Genomic DNA, 18,624 nt, shown 5'->3' with positions numbered 1-18,624 from the left:
AATGAACTCTAGCTTGTCGTTATTGCATCCCTATCCTTTTGAAAAGTTAAATCAACTATTTAAAGATGTGCAACCTGCCAATTTACCTTTGATTCCTTTATCGATTGGTGAGCCTAAACATCCAGCCCCAGAGTTCGTTAAACAAGCGATTATTGATAATTTTGCCCACTTATCAACCTACCCAAACAGTAAAGGCCTGCCTGAGTTGCGTCAAAGTATTGCACAGTGGCTCACCAATCGCTTCAAGTTGAATCATATTAGTGCAGAGGATCATATTCTGCCTGTTTCTGGTACACGTGAAGGGATCTTCTCTTTTGTACAGGCCTTGATTAAACGTGAAGATGCACCCTATGTGGTGATGCCAAATCCGTTTTATCAGATCTATGAAGGTGCAGCCCTGCTTGCAGGTGCAAAACCCTATTTCATTAACTGTACCGAAGAAAATGGTTACCTCGGTGACTTTGATGCAGTCCCTGCGGAAGTCTGGGAAAAAACAGCATTACTGTTTGTGTGTACCCCAGGCAACCCAACAGGAACGGTTCTGTCAAAAGAGCAGTTTAAAAAACTGATTGCACTATCTGACCAATACGGTTTCGTGATTGCATCGGATGAATGCTATTCAGAACTTTGGTTTGATCAAGCACCGATTGGGCTTTTAGAAGTGTGTGCCGAAATGGGTCGTGATGATTATAAGAATTGCATCGTTTTCCATTCCCTGTCTAAACGTTCAAACTTACCGGGCATGCGTTCTGGTTTTGTTGCAGGTGATGCGGCTTTATTAAAACCATATCTGCAATACCGCACCTATCACGGCGCTGCAATGCCAGTACAAAATCAACTGGCGTCGATTGCGGCATGGAATGACGAAGCACATGTTGAAGAAAACCGTCAGCAGTACCGTGCAAAGTTTGATTTATTCCAGTCTAAACTTGGTCATCTATTGCCATTACAAAAACCAGATGCAGGTTTCTATTATTGGTTAAAAGTGGACAACGATGAGACTTTTGCCAAAATGCTGATGGAAAAAGCGCATATCAAGGTTTTACCAGGTCGTTATTTGTCAAGAGATACTGAACAAGGCAATCCTGGTGAAGGTCATGTCAGAATGGCCTTAGTGGCTGATTTAGCACAATGTGAAGAAGTGGTCAAACGCCTGAAAGCCATCCTTTAAATTAAAAAATCCCCGAACATTCGGGGATTTTTTCTAGGGAACTTACAGCTATTAATAAAGCACCCTACTGTATCAAACCTGCCCAATAAGCAAGAGGGTGGCAATCAAAACCATTAATCCCCCAGAAATACGGCTAACCCGTTTCACTGCCAGCGGTCGCGTTCTCAGTATTCTTTTAGCTGCAATCCCGACCAGTACATACACTACAGCACAACTGAGTAAATGAACCATCCCCAACAAAATAATCTGGGTTGTCGGTGAAAATGCCATTTGAGGATGAATAAAGGGGGGTAATAAAGCAAAAAATAGCAATAACACTTTTGGGTTTAAACCACTAATACCAACCCCTTTAATTAACCATGAACGTGCAGAATCTAAAGATTGTGTTGTATTACTCTCAGTAGAAATAGTGGCAGGATGCATAAATAGCCGCACTCCCATCCAGAATAAATAACAAGCCCCCATGACTGTCATTACAGTGAGTAAAATCGGGTAATGTTGTACCAATGCACCGACCCCCGCAGCAACACATAAAATTGCCATGAGATGCCCGAGCACCAAGCCTGTGACCGCATTTAAAACAAACTGCCCTCGAACACCTGCAAGAATGGCATATGCCCAATCCGCACCAGGTGTTAAAACGAATAAAATCGAAACACACCAAAACGCAAAAATCACACTGAGTTCCATTAGCAACGCCCTTCTCAATTCATAAATGCTATTTTCAACAGCCTTTTTTTTCACCGTTCGGTGAAGATTGTTGAGAAAGGATATGCTTTAATGAAGAAAATGTTATTCTAAATACTTCTACATCTTCAAAGCCCTAAGGGAGATTCTTCTAAATGGATCGCATTGATAAGAAAATTATTGCTGAACTACAAGCAAATGGGCGATTATCTATCACAGAGCTGGCCGAAAGAATCGGTTTAAGTCTGTCTCCCTGCCACCGTCGCGTCAAAGCACTTGAAGAAACAGGAGTAATCAAAGGCTATCATGCCGATTTGGAAGCCTCAAAAATTGGGCTTAATTTCTCAGCCATTATCTTTGTCACCTTAAAAGACGGCGATAAAAAAGCCCTTTCTGCTTTTGAAGAAAAAGTTATTGAAATTGCCAATGTGATTCAGGCACAACGTTTATTTGGAAATCCAGATTATTTATTGCATGTGGTTGCTAAAGACTTGGCCAGTTTCCAAAAACTCTACGATGACAGCCTCTCTGCATTACCCAATGTTCAACGTTTGACCTCAACCATTGTCATGAAAAATGTGGTCTCCAATCGTTTACTGCCTCTTTAAGCATTAATGATCATTTGGGGTAGAATAAAAAGTTCGGGATTGAAACAATTCACACTTTTCCTAAGCTGAAAAGTCATAAACATAAGCGACTTTATTAATTTTTTTATCTGCTTAATCTCTCTTGACCAACTGCTGAAATCTTCGTCTATACTTAGCCATCAAAACTTGATGACTATGGAAAGATGACTTCTCACACTCCCAAGAAAATAAAGAAAAAGGGTTGGCTGATTTTAGCAATCGTTATTGTACTTATTATTGCTATCATCATTCTTTGGCAGACTGGGGCGACTAAAAAAACAACAGATACTGGACCACAAAAAGGTAGCACTACAACGACACAGAAAGCGGCCTTGACCGTTACCGTAGCCCAACCTGAGCTACAAAACTGGAAACAGACCTTGACTGCAAATGGCAACATCGCTGCTTGGCAAGAAGTCATCATTGGCAGTGAGCTCTCAGGCCAACGTCTGACCCATGTCAACGTCAATGTAGGTGATGAAGTCAAACGCGGTCAGGTCTTAGCAGAAATTAACAGTGACACCATTCGCGCCGACCTCGCTGTAGCCAAAGCAAGTTATGCAGAAGCGCAAGCTGTGCTGAGTGATGCCATCACCCATAATAAACGTATCCAGCAACTCAAAAATACTGGGGCAATTTCAGCTCAGGAATCCACCCAATACCAAACCTCTCAGGCCACGGCACAAGCACGTCTTGATGCAGCTAAAGCTCAGATCGAAAGCAATCAATTACGCCTAGCCCAAACCCAAGTGATTTCACCTGATAATGGCGTGATTTCAGCGCGTACAGCAACTGTTGGTGCTTTAGCTCAAACAGGACAAGAACTGTTTCGTCTCATTCGCAATCATCGTCTGGAATGGCGTGCAGAAGTCACGACGTCTGATTTATACAAACTCCAGCAAGGGATGGCAGCACATATTGTTTCACCAGATCCAGCACAGCCCGCAGTTATCGGCAAAGTAAGAATGATTGCACCTGTCATCGATCCACAAACCCGTTACGGGCTGGTCTATGTGGATATTCCAACCACACAGGCAGTCCGGATGGGTATGTTTGTCAAAGGTGAGTTTGATTTAGGCCAAAAACCAGCAACAACCATTCCTCAAACCGCCCTACTGTTACGTGATGGTTTTTCATATGTGTTTATTGTTGCGAATAACAATCGTGTAAGCCAACAAAAGGTTGCCGTTGGTCGTCGTCTTGGTGATCGCGTCGAAATCCTGAATTTAGCCCCGAATGTCAAAGTGGTTTCGTCAGGCACTGGCTTCCTGACAGATGGAGATCTCGTCAACATCGTCAAAGAGATTCCAGATACCCCATTAAGCAAACAGCTTGTGACTGTACAGGAGAAATAAGATGAATTTCTCCGCTTGGTCAATCCGAAATCCTATTCCTGGCATTTTATTATTTATTATGCTTGGATTAGCGGGCTTACTCTGTTTTAAATGGATGAAAATCCAGCAGTTCCCAGATATTGAACTGCCAATGGTTACTGTCACTGCCGCACTTCCCGGTGCAGCACCACCACAACTTGAAACCGAAGTTGCACGTAAAATTGAAAATTCTATTGCAACCTTACAAGGATTAAAAAACCAATACACCAATATCAAAGATGGCGTAGTCACAATTACAGCCGAATTTCAACTTGAAAAACCATTACAAGAAGCGGTGGACGATGTTCGGAATGCAGTTTCTCAAGTACGCTCCGATCTACCCGCCGATTTACGCGATCCCATTGTCAGTAAAATTAATCTCTCTGGCTCACCCATTCTGACCTATACCATTCAATCCCCAAAAATGGATGAAGAAGCACTATCATGGTTTGTAGACTATGATATTGCCCGTGCGATGCTACAAGTTAAAGGGGTTGGTGCAGTTTCACGTGTGGGAGGAGTAACTCGTCAAGTTGAAGTTGAACTCGATCCTGAAAAATTATTAGCACTCAATACAACTGCAACTGATATCACGCGTCAACTTCGCTTGACCCAGCAAGATGCTTCTGGTGGACAAACCAAAATTGGCGGCAGTGAACAATCCATTCGAACGATTGCCACCGTCAAATCAGCAGCTGAAATCGGTGCTATGGATATCGCCTTGAGTGATGGTCGGCATATCCGTCTTGATCAAGTTGCGACTGTCCGCGATGGGATTGCTGAACGGCGTTCCGCAGCATTATTAAATGGCCAACCTGTGATTGGCTTTGAAATTACCCGCAGCAAAGGTGCCAGTGAGGTCGATGTTCAAAAAGGTGTGACCGAAGCACTTGCAAAACTCAAAGCAGCACACCCCGATATCAAGATTACCGAAGCATTTAACTTCGTGAATCCGGTAGTTGACAATTATCATGGTTCGATGTCCCTACTTTATGAAGGTGCAATCCTTGCGATCTTGGTAGTGTGGTTGTTCTTGAGAGACTGGCGCGCTACGATTATTGCCGCAACCGCCCTGCCATTGTCAATTTTACCTGCCATGATTGGTATGTATTTCTTTGGTTTCACCCTCAACACTGTCACCCTATTAGCCATGTCCTTGGTGGTGGGGATTCTGGTCGATGATGCGATTGTTGAAATTGAAAATATCATCCGACATTTACGTATGGGCAAAACACCCTATGAAGCCGCGATGGAAGCCGCCGATGAAATTGGTCTAGCCGTCATCGCGACTACCTTTACCCTGATTGCCGTGTTCTTACCAACTGCATTTATGAGTGGTATTGCAGGTAAATTTTTTGTTCAATTTGGCTGGACTGCAGCGTTGGCAATTTTTGCCTCGCTCTTAGTCGCACGATTACTCACGCCAATGATGTCCGCCTACATTCTAAAACCTTGGATCGGGAAGGTAGAACAACATGATGAATTCACAACTGCCCAAGCGATAACCGACCAAGGGAACAGCAGACTCGCCAATGACCGCGCAAAAGATGGCAAAGTCATGCGCAGCTATATGCGTTTGGTGACGTGGTGCCTGAATCATCGATGGGTCACCTTAGGCGGAGCAATTGCCTTCTTTATTGCCTCACTGATGTTGATTCCATTGTTACCGACTGGTTTCGTTCCTCCACCAGATACCGGGCAAACCCAAGTTCGCCTAGAGCTAACACCGGGTTCTCAATTTAGAGACACCCTTAAAACAGCCGAATATACACGTAACCTAATTAAAGATTATCCAGAGATTAAAAGCATCTACACCACCATTGGCGGTGGTGCGGCTGGAACAGACCCCTTCTCGGGTGGTGCATCCAGTGAACCACGTAAGGCTACATTGACCATTCAAACCACCGAACGGTCAGATCGCAGTGCAAGCCTGCAAGATATTGAAGATCAAATTCGGCAACGACTCGCTCCTCTTCCCGGTGCGCGAATTCAAGTCGGACTTGCAGGTAATAATGGTCAATATCAGATTGCTCTCTCTGGAGATGATCCTGATGCACTGATGTCAACGGCTCGAAGCCTTGAACGTGAGCTGAGAACCATTCCTAATATTGGCAGTATCACGTCAAGTGCAGCCCTGATTCGTCCAGAATTGGTGATTCGTCCAGACTTCGCCAAGGCAGCAGATCTTGGCGTAACCACCTATGATATTGCTGAAACTTTACGAATCGCAACTGCAGGTGATTTTGATCAAAATCTGGCAAAGTTAAATTTATCTCAACGTCAGGTGCCAGTTGTGATCAAGCTTCCACTGGCTGCACGACAGGATCAGGAATTGATGAAGCGCCTCATGGTCAAAGGCAGTCATGGTCCTGTGATGTTGGGTAACATTGCCGAGGTCAACATTGAAAGCGGCCCATCACAAATTGATCGCTTTAATCGCTTACGTAACATCAACTTCAATATTGAGTTGAATAATCAACCTTTGGGGGATATTGCCGCAAAAGTGGACCAACTACCAACCATGAAAAATCTGCCACCAACGGTTAAACGCACCAATATTGGGGATGCCGAAGTCATGCAGGAATTATTCTCGAGTTTTGGTCTCGCCATGCTAACGGGTGTGTTATGTATCTATGTGGTGTTGGTATTGTTATTCAAAGACTTTTTACAACCTATTACCATTCTGGTCGCCTTACCCTTATCACTTGGTGGTGCATTCGTGATGCTGCTATTAGCGAAAAGTAGCTTCTCTATGCCAAGCTTGATTGGTCTGATCATGCTGATGGGCATCGCCAGTAAAAACTCAATCTTACTGGTCGATTACGCCATTATTGCAAGGAATGAGAAGCATTATTCTCGCTTGAACGCACTACTTGATGCCTGCCATAAACGGGCACGTCCGATTATCATGACCACACTGGCAATGGGTGCCGGGATGTTACCGATTGCTCTCGGTATCGGTACAGATCCGAGCTTTCGCGCACCAATGGCAATCGCTGTAATTGGAGGCTTGATTACCAGTACGTTTTTATCATTGCTGGTGATTCCTGTCGTCTATACCTTTATTGATGATATTAATCGCAAGATACACAGCTTGAGGAAGACCGAAGCCAAAACTATTGGACCAACGTAATAAGTGTGAATAAAAAAGGCGGTTTGAACCGCCTTTTTTATCTTGAATACAATATCAGCGCTAACATAAATAGCAGAAAAGCGAAACCTGCTAAATAATATAAATGATGCAGATGCCGATTTAACCATGACAGGTAAATACTTGAACCGATCAATTGAACAATAGTGAGATTCCAGATCAACACCAAACCGACCATCCAAAAACAGACCAAAGCATTTTGAACAACACTAAATTGAGGGTAAATCAAGATTACCAATACCGTATAGAACATCAAATTTTTCGGGTTTAACAAGCTTGAGAGCAAGCCGGATAGAAACGCCTTCAACTCGCTATTTTTTCGATGTTTTTTGATATGATACTCGGTATGATTGTTGGCTATTTTTACTGAGTGTGCCAAACGAAAACATTGAATGGTCAGATAAGCAAAATACATTACACCCAACCATTTCAGTAAGATTAATAAGTCAGCATTCATCCGCCCCATCAGGAATAGGCTGTAATAAATCACAATTAAAATAATCGCATTGCCAAATGCGATTCCTGCACAGGTATATCTCGCTACCGTTTTACTGCTTTGTATGACTGTTTTTAAAATTAAAAAGAAATCTGCCCCTGGTGTCAGCAAAGCGATAAAATGAGTGATCGCAATCGTCAGAAAAAGCTCCATACATCCTCTCCAAATCAATGGGAGTCAGCTTAAGAAAGTGCCATGCTTAATTCTTGTATGAAATTGCGTGAACTAAGATTTTTTATAATATTGCTTTGGGGTTATGCCAGTATGTTGCTTAAAAACACGATGGAAATGGCTTTGATCCGTAAATTCAAGTTCATGCGCTAACTGCGCTAAATCACACTTTTCTCTCAAGCGCTGCCGAGCCTGATTCACCTTGGCATTCAATTGATAAGCATGTGGTGTTAAACCAAAATAATGTTTAAATAAGCGTATTAATGCATAACGGCTGATCTGCATCTTTTCAGCTAGATTTTGCAAGGACAAACCATCAATATTGCCCTCAAGACACTGCAATAAATCAGGTAAATACTGCTGAAAGTAACGAGATGGGATGATTTTCTCCCAGTTAAAGTTTGGCAATAAAATATCAGTTAAAACCTGAATTAAATAATGCTCTTTTTCCAAGAGTGAGATTTGCGGATTAAATAAGATCGCATTTAAACCGGAGAATGCATGATAGACATATAAGTCATTGATGATATTTGGCTTTAATTGGGGAAAATATGATGTATCAACATCTATTTTTAGAAGCGTATTGTGTTGCAGCTCCTCAATCAATACAGCCAGCCATGTTGCATCCAGATGCATCATCTGGTAACTCCATGCCTGATTCTGAAGAGGATTACAGGAATGTTCTACATGAGCAGGAATAACAACAATACTACCTGGCTGAATCAAACGATCCTGGACTAAAAAACTTGAAAAATAACTCTGCCCTGCATCAACTGCCCCGATTGAAAATGTCGGATGGCTATGCGATTTATAACAGATTCGACTTTGACATGCCCTACGTGTTTCAACATAAGGCATGTCAGGATGATTCCAAAACTCGACAGTTGAGTCCAAAATAATTCAAACCTCAACCAAAACTCTACTCATCTACTTTTTCGCCAACGCCTTTTCAATATCGGCTTCCAATGCTTCAGGTTTTGTAGTCGGCGCATAACGCTCTAAAACCTCGCCATTACGTCCAACCAAAAACTTGGTGAAATTCCATTTAATATTACGACCTAAAAGACCTTTGGCTTCACGGGTTAAAAAACGGAAAATCACATGTGCTTCGGGGCCTTTTACATCAACCTTGGCAAACATGGGGAAACTAACTCCGTAATTACGCTGGCAATATGCGCCAATTTCTTTATTGGTTCCCGGATCTTGCCCTCCAAACTGATTGCATGGAAAGCCTAAAACTTCTAAACCTTGAGATTTGTATTTTTCATAAAGTTTCTCAAGTCCTGCAAATTGTGGGGTAAAGGCACACTTGCTTGCAGTATTTACAATCAGCATGACCTTGCCTTTATAATCAGCGAGCGCTTTTGTTTCTCCCTCTAACAATTCAGCTTCAAACTGATAAATATTACTCATGGATAAGTTTCCTCGTCGTTCTTTTCTTCTGTTTTAAGTTGTAATGATGCCGAATTTACGCAGTAACGCAGTCCCGTCGGCTGTGGACCATCTTCAAATACATGGCCTAAATGCGCATCGCAATCATGGCAGACAATTTCTGTTCTGACCATACCATGAGATAAATCTTCATGCTCTTCGATAGCAATGCTGTCAATTGGTTTAAAGAAGCTAGGCCAACCACAGCCACTATCGTATTTTGTATCCGAAGAAAATAATTCTGCACCACAACAACGACAGACATAAGTACCATGCTGTTTATTATTCCAATATTGTCCTGTAAATGCTGGTTCTGTGCCCTTTTGACGAGTAATGCGATATTCTTCAGGTGATAACTCTCTTTGCCATTCCCGGTCTGTTTTATTGACTTTTCCCATAACCTGCACCTTTTATTCTGTTGTTAAAACTATCTTGATGATCAGGTTTTATATTTACGCCATTCACAAAAAAAACTCTAGTCTCAGTTCGTACAATTTAATGAATTTTCAGCATTAAAAAATAAAATAGCAAAAAGTAAGCATTTTATTTTTATAAAAGTAAGCAATTTTCAACATTCCTCTATTTTATGTAAGCAAATATGGTGGTATTCTAATTTCGCACGGTGATACAGGACAAAACATGTCTCAGAAAAAAAGTGTGGTTTTCCAAAACTTATTACCAACGATCAGACAATATCAACAATCAGGTTTTACCCACGAAAAAATTGTTGAATTACTGAGAGATCAACATGATCTAAATTTGGTCAGTGTCGAAACCTTTAAAAGTTATTTATACCGATATGCAAAAGTGAATCCAGCTATGTCTAAAAATACTGTTGTTTCCCCGTCTATCCAATCAAGCCGAGAAATTAAAAAATCATCTAAGCTTGAGCATGTTTGTTATGACATTCGTGGACCAGTATTACGCGCCGCCAATGAAATGGAGGAGCAAGGACACAAGATTATCAAACTCAATATCGGTAACCCAGCACCTTTTGGTTTTGAAGCACCACAAGAAATTATTAACGACGTTGCTTTAAATCTTCCAAATGCGATTGGTTATACCGACTCAAAAGGGATCTTCCCTGCACGCAAAGCGATCTGCCAGTATTACCAGCAAAAAGGTGTTTTCGATATGCATGTCAATGATGTGTATGTTGGCAATGGTGTATCTGAACTCATCGTTATGGCGATGCAAGGTTTACTGGATGATGGCGATGAAATGTTGGTGCCTATGCCCGACTATCCATTATGGACAGCGGCCGTAAATCTGTCAGGTGGTACCGCAGTTCACTATAAGTGTGATTCTGAAAACTATTGGTATCCAGATATTGCAGATATGGAAAGCAAAATCACGCCAAATACCCGTGGTATTGTCATTATCAACCCAAACAATCCTACTGGTTCAGTCTACCCACGCCATGTATTAGAACAAATTGTGGCGCTGGCGAAAAAGCATGACCTGATTTTATTTGCCGATGAAATCTATGACAAAATCGTTTATGACGGCATTGAGCACGTTGCTGTTGCAGCTTTAGCAGGTGATCAACTGTGTATTTCATTTAACGGTTTATCAAAAGCTTATCGTATTGCAGGCTATCGTGCAGGCTGGATGGCAATTACGGGCAATAAGGCACGTGCCGCAGACTATATCGAAGGTCTGGACATGCTGGCTTCTATGCGTTTATGTGCCAATCATCAAGCACAATATGCGATTCAAACCGCACTTGGTGGTTACCAGTCAATCAATGACTTGATTCGCCCGGGTGGTCGTTTATACGAACAACGTAATATTGCATGGGAAATGCTAAATGAAATCCCAGGTCTAAGCTGCGTAAAACCTGAGGGTGCAATGTATTGCTTTCCTAAGCTTGATCCAGCAGTTTATCCAATTGAAGATGATGAGAAACTCATGCTGGATCTTTTAAAAGCAGAAAAAGTACTTCTAGTACAAGGAACTGGGTTTAACTGGCCTACACCAGATCATTTTCGTGTTGTGTTCTTACCTGCTGAAAATGAACTTCGTGAAGCCATTAATCGCTTAAGCCGCTTCTTAGCAAAAATGCGTTAATGCACAATCCCCCTGAATCGGGGGATTTTTTATATTTAAGAATCTGAATCTTGGGTCGCATCCCACTGTGCTTCATATTCTTTCGATTTCTTTAAGTTTTTGCTTAAACCAAACCCACCTTTTTCATATATACGAGATAAATCCAATAAGGCTTCATCTTCACCTTGCGCCACAGCCAGTTCATAAAACTCTGCTGCTTTCTTATAATTCTTAGTGACCCCTTTACCTTCTTCATAAATATAGGCAATGTTTGAAGAACCCAAACCATTTCCTGCGCCTGAGGCCAAACTAAATAAGCGCAAGGCTTCTTTATAATCCTGCTTTAACCCCGCCTTTCCCTCTAAATAAAAAATACCTAAATTGTTAATTGCAGAAGATTCATCTTGTTTCGCAGCCAATTGATAATAATGCAATGCTTTTTGTAGGTCTTGTGCTACTTCATCAGTCCCATCATTATATAAATGCCCCAGTTCCGCTTGAGCCATATCCAGACCAGCATCAGCCGACTTGGTCATCCACTCCAAGCCCTTTTTGGTATTTACATTTACATGATCATCGCCATAGAGATATAAATAGCCGAGATAGTATTGTGCATATAGCTGACCCTTTTGTGCAGCCTGGGTATACCACTTTAAAGCGGTTAGATTATCTTCCTTTACACCCTCTCCGTAGTCATACATATAACCAACTGAAAAAATCGCATCTACATTGCCCTTAGCCGCTGCTTTTTTAAACCACTCAAGCGCTTTGCCGAAATCTTGATCTACTTCATTTCCATAATAATAAGCATCACCTAAATTATTTTGGGCGCGCGCGTCACCTGCTGTTGCTCGCTGTACAAGTTCTTGGCTAAATGCAACATCATCTGCATGACTCAAACTGAATAGACTGCTCGTTAATAATATTGAAAATACGATATTTTTTAATTTCATTATTTTTGCTCACATTGTTACATTTTTACGCAATTACATTCTAACGGCAAATCACTTCATGTAAACCAATATTTATATTTTCAGAAAAATCAAAAACTAATTTTGAATTTTTTATCAAAATAACATAGCTGAGACACGGTTTGCCAAAATATTAAGCATGTCATTTTAACTTTGCATGCTAAACTATGCCTTGTTTTGAAAAAGGATAGTCCTTCTATGCGGTTTGTTCATCTCGGTATCCATACAGAATTTTCGATTACAGAGTCGATTGTTCGCATACCTGATTTGGTCAAAGCTGCCGTAAAAGATGAAATGCCAGCACTGGCACTTACCGACTTATCCAACCTGCATGCAGCAGTCAAATTTTATGAAGCTTGTCTAAAAAAAGGCATCAAGCCTATTTTAGGCAGTGTCATTCGACTCAATGATGCCGAACACCGTGCAACATTACTCGCAATGAGCAGTACGGGCTGGCTTAATCTTACTGAAATTGTGTCTCGAGGATTTATTGAAGGCCAACAACTCAGCATTCCTTGTGTACAAAAAGAATGGATACTTGAGCAATCCGATGACCTGATTGTCCTACTTGGACAACATAGTGATGTTGGGAAAATGCTCTGTTCTTCCAACCCACAAAAAGCAGAACCTTTATTAGAAGCATGGATTGAAAAATTTGGCAATCGGGTGTATCTCGCTTTAACCCGTACAGAACGTGTCGGTGAAGAAGATTTTATTCAGCAAGCGGTAAAGCTCGCAGCCAAATATCAAATTGGTGTAGTTGCTCATAACGATGTGCACTTTGTTGAACAAGATGATTTTGAAGCACATGAAGCCCGTGTTTGTATCGCAGATGGCTATGTTCTAGGGGACGATAAACGCCCAAAAAACTACAGTACTGAACAATATTTTAAAACGGGCGAACAAATGTCTGAGCTATTCTCAGATATTCCTAGTGCCATCGAAAACACTTACCAGATCGCAAAACGTTGTAATGTTGCCTTAAAGCTCGGGACTTATTTCCTACCTGATTTCCCAATTCCAGATGGTTATACCATCGACACCTATTTTGAACATTTATCTCGTGAAGGGCTAGAGGAACGCTTAAATCATCTTTACCCTATTGCTGAACGTGATGATGATTGGGCAGAAATTCGCAAACCTTATGATGAACGGATTAAATACGAAGTCGATATCATCCTCAAGATGGGATTCCCTGGTTACTTTCTGATCGTTATGGACTTCATTCAATGGGCCAAAAATAATGGCGTGCCTGTGGGTCCTGGTCGTGGTTCAGGTGCGGGTTCACTGGTTGCGTATAGCTTAAAAATTACCGATCTTGACCCATTGCGTTATGATCTGCTCTTTGAACGTTTCTTAAACCCGGAACGTGTCTCGATGCCCGACTTTGACGTCGACTTCTGTATTGCCGGTCGTGACCGCGTGATTGAATACGTGGCACAAAATTATGGGCGCCAAGCGGTATCACAGATTGCCACCTTCGGTACGATGGCAGCGAAAGGTGCAATTCGAGATGTAGCCCGTGTCTTGGGTAAATCCTATGGTCTTGCTGATCGTATTTCTAAAATGGTTCCAACCAAACCACTCGGCGTGGATTTGGCAACTGCAATTGACATGGAACCCCAACTCAAAGATATCGTCACCAATCCATCCAACCCTGATAATGATGATGCCGCAGAAATCTGGGAAATGGCACTCAAACTGGAAGGTATTACCCGTAATACAGGCAAACATGCAGGTGGCGTAGTAATTGCACCAGGCAAGATTACCGATTACTCCGCAGTATTATGTGATGCTGATGGTACCAACCGCGTTGCGCAATACGATAAAGATGACGTTGAAGCAGCCGGTCTGGTTAAATTTGACTTCTTGGGTCTGCGTAACCTGACCGTAATCGAAGATGCAGTTCAGAATATTAATAAAAGAATCAAATCTGAAACACCGCTCAATATTGCCAATGTCCCATTAGACGATAGAGATGCTTATCTGGTCTTTGCTGAAGCAAATACCACTGCGGTATTCCAGTTTGAATCCGTCGGCATGAAAAAAATGCTCAAGGAAGCAAGACCAAGTAAATTCGAAGAAATTATTGCCTTCGTTTCCTTGTATCGTCCGGGTCCAATGGATCTTATTCCTGACTTTATTCACCGTATGCATGGTGGTGAGTTTGAATATCTACATCCATTGCTGGAAGGTGTATTAGAACCGACTTACGGGATTATGGTTTACCAAGAACAGGTCATGCAGGCCGCCCAGTTCTGTGCGGGTTATACACTCGGTGGTGCGGACTTACTTCGTCGTGCCATGGGTAAAAAGAAACCTGAAGAAATGGTCAAACAGCGCCAGATCTTTATTGAAGGTGCTGCGAAAAAAGACATTGATGAGGCCACAGCCAACCATATCTTTGACTATATGGAAAAGTTTGCAGGCTATGGTTTTAACAAATCCCATGCCGCAGCCTATGCCCTTGTTGCCTACCACACCGCTTGGTTAAAAGCGCATTATCCTGCTGAATTCATGGCCGCCGTTTTATCTTCGGAAATGCAGAACACTGATAGTATCGTGTTCTTAATTGATGACTGCCGTAATAACAAGCTGGAAGTACTGCCACCTTCGGTCAATATGTCTTTGTATCATTTCCACGCCAGTGATGAACAAACCATTGTGTATGGTCTAGGTGCAATTAAAGGCGTTGGTGAGCAAGCGATGCAATCGGTCATCGACTCACGCATTAATGAAGGCCCATACAAGGATTTATTCGACTTCTGTCATCGTATTGATTTGAAAAAAATCAATAAACGTACTTTAGAAGCCCTGATCCGTGCGGGTGCGCTGGATTGTCTCGGTATTGAACGTTCGAGCTTAATGGCACAATTACCAGAAGCCGTACAAGCAGCCGAACAAGCGCGCAGTAACCGTGAAACGGGAATTATGGATTTGTTTGGCGAGGTTGAAGAAGTTCAACGTAAACCAGCAAAACCAGTCAAACCATGGTCGGATGAAGTTCGCCTCAAAGGTGAAAAAGATACCCTTGGCCTGTATCTTACGGGTCATCCTATTGATGTATATCGTCCTGAGTTAAAATCATTTATTCCTGCGAAATTAAATGAACTTACCCCAACCCGCCGAGGCGTCACCACCGTTTTTGCCGGTTTAGTCGTGGATATTGCCAACTTCCCAAACCGTATCATGATCACGCTAGATGATGGTACCGCCCGGGTTGAAATCAGTTGTAATCATGAACGCTTCCAGCGTTATAAAGATATTGTTCGCTTAGAGCAAGTCGTGGTGATCGAAGGTGAAATTTATGAGCGCGAAGGCTTTGACCGCCCAATGGCTCGCCTAAGTAAAGCTTTTAGTTTAAATGAAATTCGTCAAAAACGGGCTCAAAGCGTTCAGGTTCGCCTTTCTCAAGATTTAATGACCAAATCTTTAGCCAAAGATTTACAGGCAATTCTACTGCCTTATTGTAATGTTGATATGTGTCAACATATTGCGCTACAAATCCAGCTTGAGCAAAGTTTTGCTACAGCAGAGCTTCATCTCGGCCCACAGTGGAAAGTCGCGCCTTTAGATGAACTGCTAAGCAAATTACGTGATTATTTTGGTAAAGAAGCGATTTTTATCGAATACCAAGTAAAATCCAAAGCGGCAAAAGTCGCAGAAACGCCAAAAGTCGCGACGATCGCACCACCACCGGACAATATGTCCATGGATGAAGCACTTGATCTTTATCAAGCTGAAGTCTCTCAATATTCTTAATTTTGGATGATATATGAACCAGTTTGACTCAAATAACGTGTCCAAACATTTGGATCATGTGCGTATTGTTATGGTCAATACCACCCTGCCAGCCAATATTGGTAGTGCCTTACGTGCAATGAAAACCATGGGATTATCTAAACTGGTTTTGGTTGCACCAAAAACCTATCCACATCCGGATATCGATGCTTTAGCAGCAGGTGCGCAAGATTTAATTGAACAAATTGAGATTGTTGAGACCTTAGCGCAAGCGATTCAAGATTGTCATCTGGTGTTCGGAACCAGTGCCCGTAGTCGTACCATTCCATGGCCATTACTCGATGTTCGTCCCGCAGCACAAGAAGCTCTACAAGCAGCACATAAAGCGCAGAATATTGCAATTGTATTTGGGCGTGAAGACCGCGGTCTGACCAATGAAGAGCTTGCTTTAGCCAATTATCATTTAACCATTCCTGTAAATCCTGAATATGGTGTATTGAATGTTGCTCAAGCCATTCAAGTGGTTTGCTATGAATTAAGAATGGCTGCGCTTGAACAAAACACACAAGCAACCGCTATTCCTGACGGTCACATGCAGCTGAAACAACAACAAAGCATGGAGTGGGACGAACCTTTGGTGACACAGCAACAAATGGAAGAGTTTTATCCTCATTTAGAAAAAATGCTCACCGAAATCGAGTTTTTAGATCCCAATAATCCCCGTTTACTCCCATTACGCTTGCGTCGTTTATTCGGAAGGATACAATTAGATCGTATGGAGTATCATTTATTGCGCGGAATTTTCAGCCGTGTACAGGCTTTAGCCAACGGCTCATGGAAAAAAACCAACTCGGAGGATCACGCCAATGATTAAACAGCTTAAAGAAGATATTCAGGCTGTATTTGCACGTGACCCTGCAGCCAGAAACACATTAGAAGTCTTGACCACCTATCCCGGTATTCATGCACTTATTATGCATCGTCTGGCACATGAGCTTTGGAAAAAAGAATATAAAGGCACAGCACGCCTACTTTCTTCATTAAGTCGTTTTGCCACAGGAATTGAGATTCATCCAGGCGCTAAAATTGGTAAGCGTTTCTTTATCGATCATGGTATGGGGGTTGTGATTGGTGAAACCGCAGAAATTGGGAATGATGTCACACTTTATCATGGGGTAACCTTAGGCGGCACAACTTGGAATAAAGGCAAACGTCATCCGACACTTGAAGATGGTGTGGTCGTTGGTGCTGGTGCAAAAATCCTGGGCCCATTTACGGTACATAAAGGGGCTAAAGTCGGTTCTAATGCGGTTGTGACCAAAGAAGTTCCTGAAGGTGTGACTGCGGTTGGTAACCCTGCCCGTTATATTTTTAAAGACAAAAATCAAGTTGAGCAAGATGAAGCAAGTCGTCGTGACTATGCTGAAAGCATTGGTTTCCAACCTTATGCCACGACACAAGAGCAATCTGACCCAGTTTTGGAAGGAATCCGCGTTCTGCTTGACCGGATGCAAAAAAATGAAAAACGCATGAATGTACTTTGTCAGCGTTTATCAGAACTTGATCCAAGCTTCGCACCGCAAAGTTCAAAAACTCAACCATTAAGTAAAGAAGAACTCAAAATTATTGAAGAAGTTAGACGTGAATGTGAAGCACAGAACAAAACTTCAGCAACATAAGCGAATATATAAGAAATGTAACAAGCTTCTCATTGCAAGTTGGTTTTGCTTTTCCTAGACTGTTGAAACCAACGATCTACTTCTCATTTAACTAAAATTAATGGATGTTAAAGCATGAATTTTAAGCCTTTGGCACTACTTGTACTTTCAACCTCTTTTTTAACAGCCTGTGGCGTCGCCCCAGTAAAAAAAGATAAAGCATCTGAACCGTTTGTATTCAAAGAGCCAGATCCAACACCTCCATTCTATGCTTTAAATCCAATCAATTATGATGCACCACCAAGTTTTGAAGTCGCCATTAAAGATGCTGCGGCTCAACCTGTGACTAAAATGGTTGTGTCATTACAAAACGATCCATCAAAGTCAACTACACTTGATATCAACAAACTGATTGTTCCTACTATTGATAGTAAACAGCGCAGCATGAAATATGCCGTTCTTGCAGGTGACAATGAAATTGATATCACTGAAGTGGATGACTTCTTGCAACTGGTTGAAGGTAAAGCACGTCATTACCCGCCACGCTTTCCTGACCGTCAAGAACGCAAAGGCTATGAAGCGAAGCTAAAAGAAACTACGCAAAAACTTGATGCACTTGCTGAAAAACCAAATGCTTCACTTGATATATTGACACGTGCATTTAAAGCCAGTGTCATGGCACGTAATATGGATTTAGGAACGGCATACACCACCAAATCATTGACCTATGCGCAACGTATTCTTGCGATCAATCCAAATGATGCTGAAACCAACTTCTGGTTTGGTTTTGGTCTGTCTGAAGGTGGTGGTCAACGCGAGGCAATTCCTTATTTAGATAAGGCGATGAAAGGTGGTGTGCAGGAAGCCTATCTTTCTGCTGCCAATAACTACCTTTGGTTAGAGCAAAAGAAAAATGCGCTGCAAACCTTAAGAAACTATAAAGTAAGTTACCCAGATGAAGCAGAAGTAACCGATCGCTTGATCAAAGAAGTGGAATCTGGAAAACGATGGAATGTGTGGCAAGTATTGAACTAATTCAGTTTCAATTTGCACTAAAAAATAGACTGCCTTGTGCAGTCTATTTTTTTCTCTATCATTG

At 42.0% G+C, this 18,624-nt stretch carries 15 protein-coding genes; 9 read left to right on the top strand and 6 right to left on the bottom strand.

Annotated features, from left to right (window positions below; genetic code table 11):
* Position 1: 1 nt before the first annotated feature.
* Positions 2-1,171, top strand: a complete 1,170-nt coding sequence (dapC, locus tag F895_RS10540) for a succinyldiaminopimelate transaminase (RefSeq protein ID WP_005240962.1) — start codon at positions 2-4, stop codon at positions 1,169-1,171.
* A gap of 72 nt (positions 1,172-1,243) precedes the next feature.
* Here dapC and F895_RS10545 read toward each other — a convergent pair whose 3' ends face one another.
* Positions 1,244-1,861, bottom strand: coding sequence for a LysE family translocator (locus F895_RS10545; RefSeq protein WP_005240961.1), 618 nt, complete (start codon positions 1,859-1,861; stop codon positions 1,244-1,246).
* Between the two features lie 152 nt (positions 1,862-2,013).
* Between F895_RS10545 and F895_RS10550 the strand changes: the two genes are divergently transcribed.
* From F895_RS10550 to F895_RS10560, 3 genes are all read left to right on the top strand, one after another.
* Positions 2,014-2,466 carry an Lrp/AsnC family transcriptional regulator gene (locus tag F895_RS10550; RefSeq protein WP_005240958.1) on the top strand — a complete coding sequence of 151 codons (453 nt, stop codon included), beginning with the start codon at positions 2,014-2,016 and terminating at the stop codon, positions 2,464-2,466.
* A gap of 182 nt (positions 2,467-2,648) precedes the next feature.
* On the top strand, positions 2,649-3,839 hold the full coding sequence (locus F895_RS10555) for an efflux RND transporter periplasmic adaptor subunit (RefSeq protein WP_005240956.1): 1,191 nt from the start codon (positions 2,649-2,651) through the stop codon (positions 3,837-3,839).
* A gap of 1 nt (position 3,840) precedes the next feature.
* Positions 3,841-6,990, top strand: a complete 3,150-nt coding sequence (locus tag F895_RS10560; RefSeq protein ID WP_005240955.1) for an efflux RND transporter permease subunit — start codon at positions 3,841-3,843, stop codon at positions 6,988-6,990.
* A gap of 37 nt (positions 6,991-7,027) precedes the next feature.
* On the opposite strand, the gene F895_RS10565 is transcribed toward F895_RS10560, so the two are convergent.
* From F895_RS10565 to msrB, 4 genes are all read right to left on the bottom strand, one after another.
* Positions 7,028-7,657, bottom strand: a complete 630-nt coding sequence (locus F895_RS10565) for a LysE family translocator (protein ID WP_005240953.1) — start codon at positions 7,655-7,657, stop codon at positions 7,028-7,030.
* Positions 7,658-7,729: 72 nt separating this feature from the next.
* Entirely contained in the window at positions 7,730-8,533 is an 804-nt protein-coding gene (locus F895_RS10570; protein ID WP_005240952.1) for an AraC family transcriptional regulator, read from the bottom strand.
* A 69-nt stretch (positions 8,534-8,602) separates the two neighbouring features.
* On the bottom strand, positions 8,603-9,088 hold the full coding sequence (locus F895_RS10575) for a glutathione peroxidase (protein ID WP_005240950.1): 486 nt from the start codon (positions 9,086-9,088) through the stop codon (positions 8,603-8,605).
* Entirely contained in the window at positions 9,085-9,504 is a 420-nt protein-coding gene (gene msrB, locus F895_RS10580) for a peptide-methionine (R)-S-oxide reductase MsrB (RefSeq protein WP_005240948.1), read from the bottom strand. The genes F895_RS10575 and msrB overlap by 4 nt, the downstream gene beginning before the upstream one ends.
* Positions 9,505-9,745: 241 nt before the next feature.
* On the opposite strand from msrB, the gene F895_RS10585 reads away from it, so the two are divergent.
* The gene (locus F895_RS10585; RefSeq protein WP_005240946.1) at positions 9,746-11,176 is read left to right on the top strand and encodes a pyridoxal phosphate-dependent aminotransferase; all 1,431 of its coding nucleotides are present in this window, start codon (positions 9,746-9,748) and stop codon (positions 11,174-11,176) included.
* Between the two features lie 35 nt (positions 11,177-11,211).
* Here the strand turns inward: F895_RS10585 and F895_RS10590 are convergent, their stop codons facing one another.
* On the bottom strand, positions 11,212-12,108 hold the full coding sequence (locus F895_RS10590; RefSeq protein WP_005240945.1) for a tetratricopeptide repeat protein: 897 nt from the start codon (positions 12,106-12,108) through the stop codon (positions 11,212-11,214).
* Between the two features lie 216 nt (positions 12,109-12,324).
* Between F895_RS10590 and dnaE the strand changes: the two genes are divergently transcribed.
* The 4 genes from dnaE to F895_RS10610 all read left to right on the top strand — a co-directional run bounded on the left by dnaE (position 12,325) and on the right by F895_RS10610 (position 18,560).
* Entirely contained in the window at positions 12,325-15,888 is a 3,564-nt protein-coding gene (dnaE, locus tag F895_RS10595; protein ID WP_005240943.1) for a DNA polymerase III subunit alpha, read from the top strand.
* Positions 15,889-15,901: 13 nt separating this feature from the next.
* Positions 15,902-16,741, top strand: a complete 840-nt coding sequence (locus tag F895_RS10600) for an RNA methyltransferase (protein ID WP_005240940.1) — start codon at positions 15,902-15,904, stop codon at positions 16,739-16,741.
* Positions 16,734-17,546, top strand: coding sequence for a serine O-acetyltransferase (gene cysE / locus F895_RS10605; RefSeq protein WP_005240939.1), 813 nt, complete (start codon positions 16,734-16,736; stop codon positions 17,544-17,546). Before F895_RS10600 ends, cysE begins: the two co-directional genes overlap by 8 nt.
* Before the next feature lie 114 nt (positions 17,547-17,660).
* Entirely contained in the window at positions 17,661-18,560 is a 900-nt protein-coding gene (locus F895_RS10610) for an ABUW_2363 family tetratricopeptide repeat lipoprotein (protein ID WP_005240938.1), read from the top strand.
* Positions 18,561-18,624 lie beyond the last annotated feature (64 nt).

Source organism: Acinetobacter sp. CIP 64.2, assembly GCF_000369645.1.
In the GTDB taxonomy this organism is placed as follows: Bacteria; Pseudomonadota; Gammaproteobacteria; order Pseudomonadales; family Moraxellaceae; genus Acinetobacter.
This window is presented reverse-complemented; position numbering and strand designations above follow the sequence as displayed.

Coding starts and splice junctions, on each gene's coding strand:
- F895_RS10590 (WP_005240945.1), bottom strand. CDS start 12,108: ATGAAATTAAAAAATATCGTATTTTCAATATTATTAACGAGCAGTCTA.
- F895_RS10610 (WP_005240938.1), top strand. CDS start 17,661: ATGAATTTTAAGCCTTTGGCACTACTTGTACTTTCAACCTCTTTTTTA.
- dnaE (WP_005240943.1), top strand. CDS start 12,325: ATGCGGTTTGTTCATCTCGGTATCCATACAGAATTTTCGATTACAGAG.
- F895_RS10575 (WP_005240950.1), bottom strand. CDS start 9,088: ATGAGTAATATTTATCAGTTTGAAGCTGAATTGTTAGAGGGAGAAACA.
- F895_RS10550 (WP_005240958.1), top strand. CDS start 2,014: ATGGATCGCATTGATAAGAAAATTATTGCTGAACTACAAGCAAATGGG.
- F895_RS10570 (WP_005240952.1), bottom strand. CDS start 8,533: ATGCCTTATGTTGAAACACGTAGGGCATGTCAAAGTCGAATCTGTTAT.
- F895_RS10600 (WP_005240940.1), top strand. CDS start 15,902: ATGAACCAGTTTGACTCAAATAACGTGTCCAAACATTTGGATCATGTG.
- F895_RS10560 (WP_005240955.1), top strand. CDS start 3,841: ATGAATTTCTCCGCTTGGTCAATCCGAAATCCTATTCCTGGCATTTTA.
- cysE (WP_005240939.1), top strand. CDS start 16,734: ATGATTAAACAGCTTAAAGAAGATATTCAGGCTGTATTTGCACGTGAC.
- F895_RS10545 (WP_005240961.1), bottom strand. CDS start 1,861: ATGGAACTCAGTGTGATTTTTGCGTTTTGGTGTGTTTCGATTTTATTC.
- F895_RS10585 (WP_005240946.1), top strand. CDS start 9,746: ATGTCTCAGAAAAAAAGTGTGGTTTTCCAAAACTTATTACCAACGATC.
- dapC (WP_005240962.1), top strand. CDS start 2: ATGAACTCTAGCTTGTCGTTATTGCATCCCTATCCTTTTGAAAAGTTA.
- msrB (WP_005240948.1), bottom strand. CDS start 9,504: ATGGGAAAAGTCAATAAAACAGACCGGGAATGGCAAAGAGAGTTATCA.
- F895_RS10555 (WP_005240956.1), top strand. CDS start 2,649: ATGACTTCTCACACTCCCAAGAAAATAAAGAAAAAGGGTTGGCTGATT.
- F895_RS10565 (WP_005240953.1), bottom strand. CDS start 7,657: ATGGAGCTTTTTCTGACGATTGCGATCACTCATTTTATCGCTTTGCTG.